The organism is Abyssisolibacter fermentans (genome assembly GCF_001559865.1).
Lineage (GTDB): Bacteria > Bacillota > Clostridia > Tissierellales > MCWD3 > Abyssisolibacter > Abyssisolibacter fermentans.
In genome coordinates this window covers 132,177-147,765 of sequence record NZ_LOHE01000090.1, presented here as the reverse complement: position 1 = coordinate 147,765, position 15,589 = coordinate 132,177, and the positions used below count along the sequence as shown (strand labels likewise).

The following is a 15,589-nucleotide window of genomic DNA, read 5'->3' as shown; positions in this document are numbered from 1 at the left end:
TAGATTGAAAGTGGGGGGCTGTAAATGTTTTCTTTGAGAGCAGATATAGGAATTGATTTAGGTACTGCTAGTGTTTTAGTTTATATTAAAGGAAAAGGAATAGTGCTTCAAGAACCATCTGTAGTAGCTATTGATAAGAATACAGGGAAGCTTAAAGCAGTAGGAGAAGAAGCTAGACAAATGCTTGGAAAAACTCCAGGTAATATTGTTGCGATTAGGCCACTTAGAGATGGTGTTATTTCTGACTATGAAATAACTGAGCGTATGTTAAGACATTTTATTAATAAGTCAGCAGGAAGACGTTTTTTTAAACCAAGAATTATTGTTTGCGTACCAAGTGGTGTTACAGAGGTTGAAAAAAGAGCAGTAATAGATGCAAGTAATCAAGCTGGAGCAATTAAGACATATCTTATAGAAGAACCAATAGCAGCAGCAATAGGAGCAGGATTAGATATAACACAACCAGATGGAAATATGATAATAGATATGGGCGGTGGAACTACCGATATAGCAGTGATTTCTTTAGGAGGAATAGTTGTAAGTAGATCTATAAAAATAGCAGGAGACAAATTTGATGAAGCAATTATTAGATATATGAGGAAAAAACATAGTATGTTGATTGGTGAAAGAACAGCAGAAAGAATGAAGATAAACATAGGAACTGCGTATAAGAGAACAAAAGAAGCTTTCATGGATGTTAGAGGTAGAAATCTTGTAACAGGATTACCAACGACATTAAAGATTGGATCTTCAAATATGGAAGAAGCATTATACGAACCAGTTACTGCAATAGCTGATGCAGTTCATTCTGTATTAGAAAGAACTCCTCCAGAACTTGCAGCAGATATTAGCAATAAAGGTATGGTAATGACAGGAGGAGGTTCGCTGTTATATGGATTAGATAAGCTAATATCAGAAAGAACAGGGACAAAGGTTACAATAGTAGAAGAACCTATATCATGTGTTGCAAAGGGTACTGGAAAATCATTAGAATGGATTGATATGTTAGAAACAAGTTTAATAACAGATAATGCTAGAAGATAGAATAAAAACTATTAGGAACTAAGACCTATTAATATTTTTTTATAGAAATTGGACAGTATATTTTGATAAGATATAGTTAATATAGATTTTGTAAAAAAATATTAAAGCTCAATCCTATTTGTACCGATTATAGTAATAGCGATAGAAAGAAGGAGTGACTTCATTGTTCAGGTCAATATATATATCAACTACATCATTGTTACAAAACCAAAAAAAAATAGATGTAACATCTAACAACTTAGCAAATGCTAACACAAATGGCTACAAGAAGGATGTAGTTATTACTGAAGCATTTCCAGAAATATTATTAAGTAAAATAAATGATAAATTTGATATGGATAACCATGAAAAATTTAAAGGTGTAAAATATCAAAAGGATGAAGATTTTATTTGTACTGCATCCATAAATTCAGGTTATTTCAAAGTAAAAACAGATGCTGGAAATGGATATGCAAGAGAGATAAAATTTACTGTTGACAAAGAAGGGTATTTAAGAACTTTTAGTAGAAATTCGGACAACTCCTTGAACACAAATGGGAAGAGTTATATTCTTGGTAGAAAAGGACCTATAATAGTTAACAAAGAAAATTTCGATATAGACAAAATGGGGAATATATATTCAGATGGTCAAAAAATAGATAATATTGTTACATTCCCTAGTTTTGATGTAATAGGTACGACAAGTGGAGGCGTTAGATTAAGCAACATTGCAACAGATTTTTCTCAAGGAGAATTATACAATACTGGTAATTCATTAGATTTTGGTATGAAAGGTAAAGGATTTTTCAAAATACAGACGCCACAAGGTGTTAGATATACTAGAGACGGTTCGTTTTCTTTAAATAATTTGGGAGAAATAATCACTTCAGAAGGATATTTTGTATTAGGGCAATATGGGTCAATAATACCTGAAGGTGACAGCTTTTTGATAAATGAAAATGGTGAAATAATAAAAGATGGTGAAGTTATAGATAAGCTAGATATAGTTAACGTTAAGAATGTTGAGCACTTAAGAAAATGTGGAGATAGTCTTTATAAAATAGAAGAAGGAATGGAAGCTGAAGAAATGCCATTTGAAGGGAATGTACTCAGAGGGTATTTAGAACATTCGAATATTAGCTCTATCAAAGAGATGGTTAATGTAATAAATGTGATGAGAAACTATGAATCAAATCAGAAAGTAATAAAATCTTTGGATGAAATGCTTTCAAAGGCTGCCAATGAAATAGGTAGAGTATAAGAATAGTACAAGGAGGAGTTTCGGATGCGTTCACTATGGACAGCTGCTACAGCAATGAAGGCACAACAGTTAAATATAGATACCATATCAAATAACTTAGCAAATGTTAATACAACTTCATATAAAGCTCAAAGGCTTGAATTTAAAGATTTAATGTATGAAGCATTGAAGAGATCTAATTTAAGTGATGATGGTGGTAGACCAGTAAATTTAGAAGTAGGACATGGAGTAATGCCTGTTGCTACAACTAGAAGCTTTGGACAAGGTAATATAATGCCTACAAATGGTACATTTGATTTAGGTATAGATGGAAAAGGCTTTTTTGAAGTAATATTACCAAATGGAGAAAAAAGATATACAAGAGATGGTTCGTTTAAATTAAGTATAGAAGATGATGAAAAAAAACTTGTAACCTCTAATGGTTATTATTTAGCAAGCGAAGATGATAGTGATATAATAATCAGTAATGATTTAGAAGATATAACAATAGATGAAATGGGTAACATTACTGGCAGAGATGAAGAAGGTGCTATAGTAGATATTGCGAGAATTAAATTTGTAACATTTATGAATCCTGAGGGTCTTTTGAGTGATGGACAAAACTTATATAAAGCTACAGGTGCATCTGGAGAAACTAATGCATTAGATGGTGAAGAAATGACAAGTAAAATCAAGCAAGGTTATTTAGAAACCTCAAATGTTGAGATAGTAGAAGAAATGGTTAAAATGATTACAGCACAGAGAGCTTATGAGATAAGTTCTAAATCAATACAAGCATCAGAAGAAATGATGCAATTAACTAATAACTTAAAAAGATAAACCAATTTAGGAGATAATCATGGACAATTTAAATATTAATAATAATTACGTAGCAAAAACTGTATATAATAGTAAAGCTTCTTCAAAAAACAAAGAAGAACAAGCACTCATGAAAGCATGTCAAAATTTTGAATCTTTATTTCTTAATATTATGTTGAAAGAAATGAACAAGACTGTAGGAGATGGTGGTCTTGTACAAAAAAGTTCCGCAAGAAAAATGTTTGAAGAGATGTATACTGAAAAACTTGCTGATGACTTAACAAATAAAGGTCAAGGGATTGGACTTGCAAAGGTATTATTTGAAAATATGAAAAATAGGATTTAACCCTGATTATTCATATAGCTCCCGATAATATGGTGTATAGTTCTGAATTATGAGCAGAGAACCTAAATTTTAAATTAGTGTGAATCGCTTATACATTCGAAGAATGAGGTTCATATAAATAGTTATTAATATGGTTTGATATATGTTAATATTATATCCAAATCATATTTTTATTTTTTGTGTTTTGAGACATAAACAGTAATATTAACAATTACATTGTATGAATTATATTTTTTGTGCAAAGACATAAGATAAAAACAAAATATATAGTATAATATTGTTATTAGAAGATGATTTTAAATTTGGTTTATATATGATAGGAAGATATTATGGATGATAAAAATAAAATAAAAATATCTGTCAGAAATTTAGTTGAATTAGTGCTTAGACATGGTGATTTAGATAACAGGTTTAAATCAAGTGTAAGAGCAGTAGAAGGGACTAAAGCTCATCAAAAAGTTCAAGGGATGCAAAAAAGTAACTACCAAGCAGAGGTTTGCTTAAAACATGAGTTTGAATTAGAAGAGTTTATATTTGTTGTTGAAGGTAGAGCGGATGGAATAATTATACCAGAGGAAGATGATGATTTAGTAATTATAGATGAAATAAAATCAACAGCAATTCAATTAGAAAAGATAGATCAAAATTTTAATTTATTACATTGGGCTCAAGCTAAAACATATGCTTATATATATTCGTTACAAAATGATTTAGATAGTATAGAAGTTCAATTAACGTATTTTCATATAAAAACAAGTGCAATTAAAAAAATAAAACAGTGTTATACGAAAAAAGACTTAAAAGAGTTTTTTTATGATGTATTAAATAAATATATTGTATGGGCTAAAATGCTTCAAGAATGGAAAACAGTACGAAATGAGTCAATTAAAACAGTTGATTTTCCATTTAAAAATTTCAGAGAAGGTCAAAGAAAGCTAGCAGTTGGTGTGTATAGATCGATAAAGGATAAAAAGAATATATTTATAGAGGCTCCCACAGGTATAGGAAAAACTATATCAACTATATTTCCAGCGGTAAAAGCTTTAGGAGAAGGCTTAAGAGAAAAATTGTTTTACCTCACAGCTAAGACTATTACAAGACAAGCAGCAGAAGAAGCTTTTGGGGTACTTAGAAAAAAAGATTTGAGGTTTAAGACAATTACACTAACAGCCAAAGAAAAAATATGTTTTTTAGATGAATGCAAATGCAATCCTGATGACTGTAAATTTGCAAAAGGACATTTTGACAGAATCAATGAAGCACTACTAGATATTATTAGAAATGAAGATGATTTATCAAGAACTGTTATAGAGCAATATGCAAACAAGCATAAAGTTTGTCCATTTGAATTTGCATTAGATTTAGCTATATGGGCAGATTGTGTAATATGTGACTATAATTATGTATTTGATCCAATAGTGTATTTAAAGCGTTTTTTTGAAACGGATGAAAGCAATTATACATTCTTGATAGATGAAGCACATAATTTGGTTGATAGAGCAAGAGAAATGTATTCTGCACAATTAAACAAACAGGATTTTTTGGATTTGAAAAGAAAGATAAAAGACAGTGAGCCTAAAATCATAAAGCATTTAAATAAAGTTAATTCATTTATGTTAACAATGAAAAAACAATGTGGTGACAACAATTATCATATCCAAAGTAGTGAACCAGATGAACTATATTATATATTGATGAAGCTCAGTAGAGAACTAGAAGAATGGTTATCAGAGAATCAAAAAGCTGACTATTATAATGAGCTATTAGAGCTTTACTTTGATGTGTATTCATTTTTAAAAATATCAGAATTTTATGATGAAAAATATATAACATATGTAGAGAAGGACAAAAAAGACGTAAAGTTAAAGCTTTTTTGCCAAGATCCATCATTGATGTTATCCATGTGCATTAACCGTGGAAAATCATCAGTTTTCTTTTCAGCTACATTAACACCCCTAGAATATTTTAGAGATATTTTAGGAGGAAACGAACAAGACTATACAATGTACCTAGAAAGTCCATATGATCCTGATAATCTACAACTTTACATCGCACATCAAATTTCAACAAGATATAAAGATAGGGATAAAACAAAGGATTTAATAGTGAGCAATATAGAGAAAATAGTTAATAATAAAAAGAACTACCTTATATTTTTTTCTTCATTTAAATACATGAACAATATAGCTGATATTTTTATAGAGAGAAATCCAGAAGTTAATGTAATAGTTCAAAGTAATAATATGAGTGAAATAGAAAGAGAGGATTTTTTAAAGCAGTTCAATGAAAATAATACAGAAACATTAGCAGGTTTTTGTGTATTAGGAGGATTGTTTTCGGAAGGAATAGATTTAAAAGGAGATCGGCTAAGCGGTGCAATAGTAGTAGGAGTTGGATTACCACAGATATGTCTTGAGAGAAATATAATAAGAGATTATTTTAATGAAAAAAATTCAAAAGGCTTTGAATATGCTTATATGTATCCGGGTATGAATAAAGTGCTTCAAGCAGTAGGAAGGGTAATTCGTACAGAAGATGATAAGGGAACAGTGCTTTTAATAGGTGAAAGATTTGCTTATAATAGCTATAAAAAAATGTTTCCAAAGCATTGGAATGTTAAATATCTAAGATGATTAAAAACTTAATATTTGTTTTTTAATAGGAAAATATAAATTTACTAACCCAGATTATTAGTATAACTATGAATAATCTGGGTTTATTTATTTTTATAAGAAACCTTAAATGTTCATAGAAAAATAAATGATACTCGGTATAATTGTAGGAGTTTATAGATAAAAATTAGCATCAATAAACATTTTTTGTATGTAACATTTATATCTTTATATAAATAGTATGTCATATAAGAACATTGAGGTGATTTTTTTGAAAGTCAAAAAAGCTATAATACCCGCTGCAGGATTAGGCACAAGATTTTTACCTGTAACAAAAGCTCAGCCTAAAGAAATGCTCCCTATAGTAGATACTCCTACTATTCAATATATAATTCAAGAAGCAGTTGAGGCAGGAATAGAAGATATATTAATTATAACAGGAAGAAATAAACGAGCTATAGAAGACCATTTTGATAAAAGTTTTGAATTAGAAATGACTTTACAACAGAAGGGAAAAACAGATGTTTTAAAGATGGTACAGGATATATCGAATATGGCTAATATTCATTATATAAGGCAAAAAGAACCTAAAGGTTTAGGTCATGCTATATACTGTGGTGAAACCTTTATTAAAGATGAGCCTTTTGCTGTATTACTAGGAGATGATGTAGTATGGTCTCCTCAAAAACCATGTATTAAGCAGCTTATTGATGCATACGAGAAATACAATACTAGCATTATTGGAGTACAAGAAGTACCTCATAGCGAGGTTTATAAATATGGAATTATATCAGGCAATAAAATAGATGATAGACTTTATAAAATAGATGATTTAGTTGAAAAACCCTCAGTAGATACTACTCCTTCAAATATAGCTATACTAGGAAGGTATATAATAACACCAGAAATTTTTGAAATACTTAAATACACCAAAAAAGGAGCAGGAGGAGAAATTCAATTAACCGATGCATTAAAAACCTTAAGTATTACTAAATGTATGTATGCATATGTTTTCGAAGGCAAAAGATATGATGTGGGAAATATGATGGGCTTCTTAACTGCAATGGTTGAATTTGCATTAAGAAAGGATAGTATAAAAGATGAATTTAAGGAATATTTGATACATTTATTAAAAAATGAACCAAGGACTTAGGTCTTTGATTCATTTTTTTTATCAGAGAACTTAAATCTTGATTTGATGTGAATCGCTTACTCCTAGGAATGAGGTAAGTGGAGTTTTATTTAAGCGAGAAAGTAAAAATTTTATTTACTGCAAATAAAATCAAAATCAATTGCATAGTAATTAATATAGCTTGGGCTATAAGATTAAGTTAGAGGAGGTTATTATGAAAACTATATTAGTTACCGGAAGTGCAGGTTTTATAGGGTTTCATGTAAGTAAGACATTGTTAAAAGAAGGATATAATGTAATAGGTGTAGATAATTTAAATGAATACTATGATGTAAAGTTGAAAAAGGATAGGTTAAATATATTAAAAAAACATGACCATTTTAGGTTTGCCTTTATAGATATTAGTAAAAAAAAGTCGGTAAAAAAAGTTTTTGAAATGTTTGATATTTCTATAGTTATTAATTTAGCTGCACAGGCTGGTGTAAGATATAGTGTAAGCCATCCGAAGGCATACATTGACTCAAATCTTGTTGGCTTTGCAAATATTATAGAAGAGTGTAAAAATTATAAAATTGAACATTTAGTTTTTGCTTCATCAAGTTCGGTATATGGTATTAACACAAATTATCCATTTTCAGAACATGATAATACGGATCATCCTGCAAGCTTGTATGCAGCAACCAAAAAGTCTAATGAATTAATAGCTCATGCTTACAGTTATACGTATGGATTACCTGTAACAGGACTTAGATTATTTACAGTTTACGGACCATGGGGCAGACCTGATATGGCTGTTTACCATTTTACAGATTCAATAATAAAGAATAAGGTCATCAAAGTTTATAATTATGGCTATATGGAAAGAGATTTTACATATATAGATGATATCGTTGAAGGAATTATTCAAATAATGGATAAACCGCCTGAGGGTCTAAAAGAATTTTATAAACAGCAAAATAATCCGTCTGTTAGTTGTGCTAGGTACAGAATTTATAATCTTGGTAATAGTAAACCAATAAAGCTGATGGATTTAATCGAGTTACTAGAAAAAAAATTAAATAAAAAATCAAAAATAAAATATTATCCTATACATGCTGGAGACATACAAAAAACATATGCAGATGTAGATGATTTATTCGATGCTGTACAATTTAAGCCAGAGGTAACTATAGAAGAAGGCTTAGATAGATTTATACAGTGGTATTATAAATATTACAATATCAGTTTACAATAAATGTATAAAATTTGTTATTATAGACAATAATAACCTGTAAGTGTGGAAAATTTGGACACAATTACGATAATTTTTTAAAATAGGACTTTTCAAACACTTATACTTTATATAAAATAAGATTATGTTCAATCCAGACTAATCATGGATTTAATAATCTGAACAGAGTACCGAAATTTAAAGAGGAAAAAAAGAATGGAGGAAAACAATGTACAAGAAAATCGTTATATTTTTTGTGGCATGCTTTCTTTTAACTTGTACGAATAATATAACTTTAGCATCTAGCAATGTCAAAAGAGAAAATCCATCAAGGAAGGAACTTGAAAGATTAATAGATGAGGTTGCTAAGAAGCGAGGTATACCTACAGTGATATTAAAATCTGTAGCTAGAGTTGAAAGTGTTTTTAAGCAATATAATACAGATGGATCTGTATATACAGGTTCAAGAGGAAGTATTGGAGTAATGCAAATTAATAATAGAGGTGCTGGATTCGATACAAATAGATTGAAATATGATATTAATTATAATATTGAAGCTGGTGCTGAAATGTTGTTAAGAAAATGGGATACATGTGTAAGGAAGCTGCCAAGGTTTAAAGATATGGATCCAAATATTTTAGAGCATTGGTATTTTGCTTTATGGGCGTATAATGGTTGGAGTGAAAGTAACAATCCGAATACCGGTAAGAAAAAATATGCTTATCAGGATTTAGTGTATATGATAGCAGAAAAAGAATACAATCAGACTATCACTAAATTTAATAATAAGCTTTTACCTAAAAGTGGACTTCCGGAAAAAAACAAAATTTACGCTTCGCCAAAAGATGTACACTATGGAGATGTAGTAAAATACCAAAAAGGCGATATCGTATCAGTTAATGTCCAAAATTCACTTAAAATAAGAAAGGAACCTGCTGGCAAAGAAAAAGGAAGTCTAGCACCAGAAGATATTTTGTATGTAATTGATGAGCCTAAACTTTTATCTGGATATTATTGGTATAATGTTAAACTTAAAGATACAGATTTGAGTGGTTGGGTAGCAGGTAACTGGATTATTAAAATAGGCGATTTAATAGATGAAACTGGTATTGCTATCGAAGCACCATTTAAAGATGTATCAAATTGTTGGGGTTTGAAATATATAGCCAAATTAAAAGAACTAGGGGTAATAACTGGTGAGAATGATCATTTCTATCCAAAGAAGAATATAACAAGAGAAGAGTTTAGTGTCATGATCGCAAAGGCACTTAAATTAGAAAAAACAGATATTGAATTACCATACGAAGATGTTGATATGATAAAACCTTGGGCTTTAGATTATGTAAAATCAATCACAGCAAAAAATTATTTTTACGGATTTACAGATAATAAATTTAGACCAGGTTATAATATTACAAGAGAAGAAATGGCTATGATTTTAAGTACTATAATTGGTATTGATGCAATTCATATGGATATAGAACTTGATTATAAAGACATAGACAAAATAACGTCTAAGAATTTAGACTATGTAAAGAATGTATATGGTAAAAATTTAATGCATGGAGACAATAAAAACAACTTTAATCCAGATAGACCGCTTACAAGACAAGAAGCAAGCAAAATAATAGTACAATTATTAGAATATATAGATAAAAATGATAATAATTGACCATAAAAAACTGAAGGATAGTCCTTCAGTTTTTTAAGTACTTAACCTTGATTATTCACATAATAGAATAATCAGGGTTATTTATTTGCAATGATTTATGAAAATAGAAATATAATCCTTGATTATTCATATAAAGCACAAATAATATGTTGTAAATTTTTGGATTAAAAGTTTTCAGAGAATTAGTAGGTATAACAAGTTGGTATGTCTAGGATTCTATGAACATCTACTAATCAGAAAGAACTTTATTAATGAATCTTTTATTGAATAAGCGTTAATTGTATCTCCTATTCATTGTATAATATGAAACTCATTACTCAATTCATTCTTAGGAGTAAGTGATTCACACCAAATCATAGATTTGGTTTCACTGCTCATTATTTTCTATGAATAATCTGGGATTATAATGAATAAAGATTTGCTGTATGTATAAATTAGACGTCATTGGAAAAAATATATTATGAGGAGAGTGAAAAATGAGAAAAAACATATATTCAATAGGAGTAATATTTTTAATGATACTAGTTATAGGAATAATAATTTACATACAATCAGACGTTAATGAATTAATAACAGAAAATACAGAAACAGAACCTAATATAAAAACTGATAATATTAATGAAGATGTTGAAGATAAGAACGAATTTTTGAATAATAGATTTATACGAATTGATAAGCAATCAAAATAGCTGTAGTCAAACAACAATGACTACAGCTATTAGATTTTAGATTTCTGCTTATAATTCAGTACAGCATACTATGGAAAGTTATATGAACTAATTATCAAATAAATTTTGGAAAGAGTAGGTTACTTCTTTGTTTTTAACAGTAAAAGTTAGATATTTCATATCAAAAACATTATCAGCAGAATATTTATCATTTATATAAATATAGCGGATACCATCTTTAAATTGAGTTTTATTAAAGCTACCAGTTTGGACAACCCAAATATTCTTATCCTTCTTATAATCTAATAATACTCTGTGAAACAGCTCTGCTTCCATAGAATCTGAAAAACCATTATCTCCAAAAACAGGTTTTGGTAGTGAAATAATAATATTATCTTGATCTGTATTTTGTAATGTTGTTAAAAATTCTGTCCATTGATACGGATTAGCTTGTCTAATACCACCATTTAAATCGTTTAGTTGAATAAACATAGCACTTCCTTTTGAATATCCAGAAAAACCAGTTTTAGGGTTTAGAGTAGCTTCACTATTTAAATTAGCAAAACTATCAGGCAGATTATTTAGTACTATATTGATATTAGAGGTGTTTAATGCTTTATTTAAATTATTAGCTATCTGATAGTCTAACAAAGTATCTAATTTATTTACTCCTGTTGTTATAATAGCTTTATATCCACCATCAGTAATATCTAATAATTTTTCTTTTACATCTTTTATCATAGTTTCCTCTGGAGCCTTAGTTTCATAGGAATAAGGTGTATGATATAGAGATTTCAAACCATCAACTAATATATAACCCTTATCCATATTAAGAGGGTTTGTCTCAACAAGGTAAATTCTTTTAACAGTTATAGGATAGCTTATATATGAAGGAATATCAGCAGTTACCCATTTCCAATATTTCCAGTCAATATCATTTGCCAAATTCAGCCTGTGAAGGTTACCTTTACTATCATAAATTTCAGCTCTTAACCAATGATTTTTTTGATTACCATAAACCCAAAGACCTAACTTATCAGCCTTATTTTCTAGTTTAATACCACCATTTTTTAATTCAATATAGGCAGCTTGAGTATCTTCAGAATTTGTGAAATCATATTCCAATTTTAAAGAATGAGTACTATCTTTACTTTTTGAAGATGTTTTTATATTTCCTTGAACAACGTTAGGATAGCTTGTAAAAGATAAGCCGTTAGTGTTTTCAAAATCTTCAAGCATCTTCATAACATAACCAACAGAAAACTTAAAATTTTTAACTGCATCGCCTATATTAGCAGTCAAAACACCAGAATTTGGTGTTTTAGATGTATATAACACACCATCCTTTACGCTACCGATATCACCAAATACATCCCACTGGATATCTTCTACATTTATCTTGCTAGAATAACCTTCATCATTAAGTCCATATACATTTTTCAACAAATCCGCTAAAACAATTTCACTATCAACATCTACACTATAGTAGTATTGATCGCTTTGAATTTCTTTAACGCTGTTTAATACGTTTATTTCTATTTCTGCTTTTTTATTTTTATATTTAGCAATTATAGTTCCTGTGCCAACTTCATGTGGTGTAAATATGTTTTCTTTAAGTGAACCTTTTGTATCTTCTATATAATATTTAACAGAATCTTGATCAACAGGTACAGGATTATTGTACCTATCATAGCCTTTAACAAAAAATTCTCTTGAAGTATCAACAAAAATGTCTGTATTATTACATATAATCTCAATTTTACTTAGAGATTTTTGTGGAGCATCATTAAAGACACCGACTCCATTTATTACTCTTCTTTGACTGCCATCAGATGGATAATTAACTACAACAGGAGTATCTTTATCAAGTGAAGATAAAACCATAGTAGTAGAACCTCCTCCATCAAAATTGATTGCATCATATGCTCCAAGATGAATCATTAAATCTGCCATTTCAGTTTGTGTCAAACCCTTGTAAGAAGTATGTCTTCCATCAACTACAGCTATGATTAATTGTTTTTTATCCTTAGTAATACCTAATGCGGTTCTTGGTTGGTTTCCTTTTATGTCAATAGTAAAATTATCAGCTATTTTACCAGCTTTAACAAGAACAGCGCCGCCACCAACTGCTGAAGAAATTTCATTTAAATCTTTTGATGCATTAATTTGAAGATTTACCTTATCACCAACCTTAAAATTTTGCAGTAATTGTTCACCCGCGAAATTTCTTCCAGCAAGTACATAACCATTTTCAGGCATATCTAATGGGGCATGTCCAGTTTGAACGCTTATAACAGTATCATTTTCTATCACGACCTCAGTAGTGTTTGGATAATATCTATTTCCAATGGTCTTGTTTGACCAATTCTTATCAAACATGACAATACCTTCAAATGTATTACTGTCTTTGTTTATAGAGTAAACAGTAAGTGGCTCTTTATCTTGAGGGATTACTTTCATATTCCATTGTAAAAAATCAATAGAAGGAATTTTATTATCATCCATAAAGAATACTGGAAATTGTTTGGCTGAATTATTAGGAGATGATATAAACTTATTATCATCAATTATCGGACCAATAGGTGTTGAAAAATGGTCAGTGTAAAAATAATCTGCATTAATTCCTGCTATAGCGCCAGAATCAACAACCATACCTTTTATAGTATCTTTTTCTATAACTCCATCCTTGTCATATAGCGGTTTAATGTTTGTATATTTATCTGACAAATCAACCCTTAAAACATTGATGTTAACCCAACCTGTTGATGTGAATTTTTTGATACTTTCATGTATAAGTCCACTCGAAACAATTTTTTCTTGTCTATCTTGATATATGAGAAACTGTTCTTGTGCATATGTACTACATGAGTTTGTAATTAGGAAAATAGATATAGCTAGAGTAGATAAAAACTTTTTAAGTGCATTATTCATAGTTTCACATCCTTTACCATTAAAATTACTTCATCTTATTAGGATCCTAGATTATTCATAGAAAATCATGAGCAGTGAACCCAAATCTTGATTTTTGTGAGTCACTTACTTATATGAAAAATCAGGATGATTTATATTTCTATATTTCTTAAAACCATAGATTGAACTGTTCTTTGTTTTTCATAGAAGTGATAATCTTATCTCTAGCATCAGGCACCAGTTTATTTATATGTTTCATAAGTTCTTTCATTTCTTCTCTTTTAGTATTCTTATCAGCAGGACAAGGACTTTTAACTGTAGGAATATTATGCCTAATGATAGCATTTTTGATTTCGTACTCAGGTAAGTAGATCATTGGCCTAATAACATGTATGTCTTTTCTTGATAAATATGTTTTAGGCAAAAATGTACTTATCCTCCCTGAATACAACATACTTAGAAATAAAGTTTCAATAGCATCATCAGCATGATGTCCTAAAGCTAATACATTACATCCATTTTCAATAATGAGATCATGCAAAGCACCCCTTCTCATTTTTGCACATAAAGAACATGGATTCTTTTCTTTTCTAATGTCGAAAACAATTTTACCAATTTCAGTTTCCTTGATTTGATAAGCTACATCAATCTTTTCACAGAATTCTTTGATTGGTGTCAAATCAAAATTATCAAAACCTAGAGTAAGAGTAAAAGCCTGCAATTCGTATTTAACAGGGCTAAAATGTTGAAATAATCTTAGACCATATAACAAAGCCATACTATCTTTACCACCAGAAACCCCTACTGCAACCTTATCACCATCATTTATTAAATTATACTCTTTTACTGCTTTTCTTATTGCGCCTAATGTTTTTTTCATGATATCGTCCTTTCATATACAGTACATCACTTTAATTATAATCAATTATTATTATATTAGTATTACAAATCAATTACAAAAAAATTAAAAAGAAAGGTAAGTTACTAATGATAGTCGCAAAAGAAAGGTTGATAAAAAATTTTTTATATGATATTTTTGAGATGTTAGAGAAAATTTATAAAGTATTAATTTCTAAATGATTAATAACATTCATTTGGATATATATACTTACAATAGATAATCATACAGGTTGAATTTTTTGCATATAGTAAGTAGGTAGTTTTTAATATTAATTTATGAGGTATTAATATAAATGAAAAAATATATAATTGTACTATTTATGTCAGCAGTGCCAATAGTTGAATTAAGAGGAGCAATACCACTAGGTATAGTTATGGGCATTTGTCCTATTTACAGTTTATTGTTTAGTATATTGGGCAATTGTATAATAGTGCCATTATTGTTGAAAGGTTTAAAACCATTATTGAAATTTTTCTATAATATAAAATTTTTTAAAAAATATGTTATTTTTTTGCGAAATCGAACATTAAAGAAAAGCAAGAGAGTACAAAGGTATGAGATGCTTGGTTTATTTTTGCTAGTAGCATTTCCAATACCATCAACAGGAGTGTACACAGGTTGTCTAGCTGCATCATTATTAAAAGTAAAATATAAGGATGCAATGATTTCAATATGTGCTGGAGTGGTTACTTCAGGTATAATAGTTTATTTGTTGAGTATTGGATTATTATAAAAATAAAGTAAAACTAAACATTTGATATAAAAAATGTAAAAATTTAATTAAAACTATTGCAAAATGATAAATAATGTGTTATTATCATTGTAAAAGAAGCTTGTATAATAATTGAATAAAGAAACCTTATTAAGAGAGGCTGAGGGAATAGGCCCTATGAAGCCCGGCAACCGACTATTATTTAAGCTATAATAGTGAAGGTGCTAAATCCTACAGATTTAAATCTGAGAGATGAGGAAGTGCTTAAATAGACCTCTTCCTTTGGAAGAGATTTTAGTTTTTTTGGGGAAATTTAAATAAGTACAATATAAGAAACATGACTT

General features: G+C 29.2%; 12 protein-coding genes and 1 riboswitch. Of the genes, 10 read left to right on the top strand and 2 right to left on the bottom strand.

Annotation, left to right across the window (positions count from 1 at the left end; translation table 11 throughout):
• The first annotated feature begins 24 nt into the window (after nt 1–24).
• The 9 genes from mreB (at nt 25) to AYC61_RS17755 (ending at nt 10,743) form a co-directional block, all read left to right on the top strand.
• Nucleotides 25–1,044 carry a rod shape-determining protein gene (mreB, locus tag AYC61_RS17795; protein WP_066506020.1) on the top strand — a complete coding sequence of 340 codons (1,020 nt, stop codon included), beginning with the start codon at nt 25–27 and terminating at the stop codon, nt 1,042–1,044.
• Between the two features lie 163 nt (nt 1,045–1,207).
• Nucleotides 1,208–2,284 (top strand): flagellar hook-basal body protein, encoded by a 1,077-nt coding sequence (locus tag AYC61_RS17790; protein WP_156456519.1) that lies wholly within the window; start codon nt 1,208–1,210, stop codon nt 2,282–2,284.
• 24 nt (nt 2,285–2,308) lie between these two features.
• A complete protein-coding gene (flgG, locus tag AYC61_RS17785) occupies nt 2,309–3,103 on the top strand; it encodes a flagellar basal-body rod protein FlgG (RefSeq protein ID WP_066506011.1) in 795 nt (264 codons plus the stop codon).
• 19 nt (nt 3,104–3,122) lie between these two features.
• Nucleotides 3,123–3,428, top strand: coding sequence for a rod-binding protein (locus AYC61_RS17780; protein WP_066506008.1), 306 nt, complete (start codon nt 3,123–3,125; stop codon nt 3,426–3,428).
• Between the two features lie 329 nt (nt 3,429–3,757).
• Nucleotides 3,758–6,061, top strand: coding sequence for an ATP-dependent DNA helicase (locus tag AYC61_RS17775; RefSeq protein WP_242866832.1), 2,304 nt, complete (start codon nt 3,758–3,760; stop codon nt 6,059–6,061).
• A gap of 250 nt (nt 6,062–6,311) precedes the next feature.
• A complete protein-coding gene (gene galU, locus AYC61_RS17770) occupies nt 6,312–7,193 on the top strand; it encodes a UTP--glucose-1-phosphate uridylyltransferase GalU (RefSeq protein ID WP_066505991.1) in 882 nt (293 codons plus the stop codon).
• 193 nt (nt 7,194–7,386) lie between these two features.
• Nucleotides 7,387–8,406: an SDR family NAD(P)-dependent oxidoreductase gene (locus AYC61_RS17765; RefSeq protein ID WP_066505983.1), complete on the top strand. Its 1,020-nt coding sequence runs from the start codon at nt 7,387–7,389 to the stop codon at nt 8,404–8,406.
• 205 nt (nt 8,407–8,611) lie between these two features.
• Complete coding sequence (locus tag AYC61_RS17760; RefSeq protein WP_066505974.1) at nt 8,612–10,054, top strand: S-layer homology domain-containing protein; 1,443 nt, start codon at nt 8,612–8,614, stop codon at nt 10,052–10,054.
• A gap of 476 nt (nt 10,055–10,530) precedes the next feature.
• On the top strand, nt 10,531–10,743 hold the full coding sequence (locus AYC61_RS17755) for a hypothetical protein (RefSeq protein WP_066505964.1): 213 nt from the start codon (nt 10,531–10,533) through the stop codon (nt 10,741–10,743).
• Between the two features lie 87 nt (nt 10,744–10,830).
• Here AYC61_RS17755 and AYC61_RS17750 read toward each other — a convergent pair whose 3' ends face one another.
• Both AYC61_RS17750 and AYC61_RS17745 read right to left on the bottom strand, forming a co-directional pair.
• On the bottom strand, nt 10,831–13,653 hold the full coding sequence (locus tag AYC61_RS17750; protein ID WP_066505962.1) for a phosphodiester glycosidase family protein: 2,823 nt from the start codon (nt 13,651–13,653) through the stop codon (nt 10,831–10,833).
• Nucleotides 13,654–13,801: 148 nt separating this feature from the next.
• Nucleotides 13,802–14,512, bottom strand: a complete 711-nt coding sequence (locus AYC61_RS17745) for a tRNA 2-thiocytidine biosynthesis TtcA family protein (RefSeq protein ID WP_066505958.1) — start codon at nt 14,510–14,512, stop codon at nt 13,802–13,804.
• A 313-nt stretch (nt 14,513–14,825) separates the two neighbouring features.
• On the opposite strand from AYC61_RS17745, the gene AYC61_RS17740 reads away from it, so the two are divergent.
• A complete protein-coding gene (locus tag AYC61_RS17740) occupies nt 14,826–15,266 on the top strand; it encodes a COG2426 family protein (protein ID WP_066505952.1) in 441 nt (146 codons plus the stop codon).
• A 123-nt stretch (nt 15,267–15,389) separates the two neighbouring features.
• Nucleotides 15,390–15,504, top strand: a riboswitch (SAM riboswitch).
• The last annotated feature ends 85 nt before the right edge of the window (nt 15,505–15,589 follow it).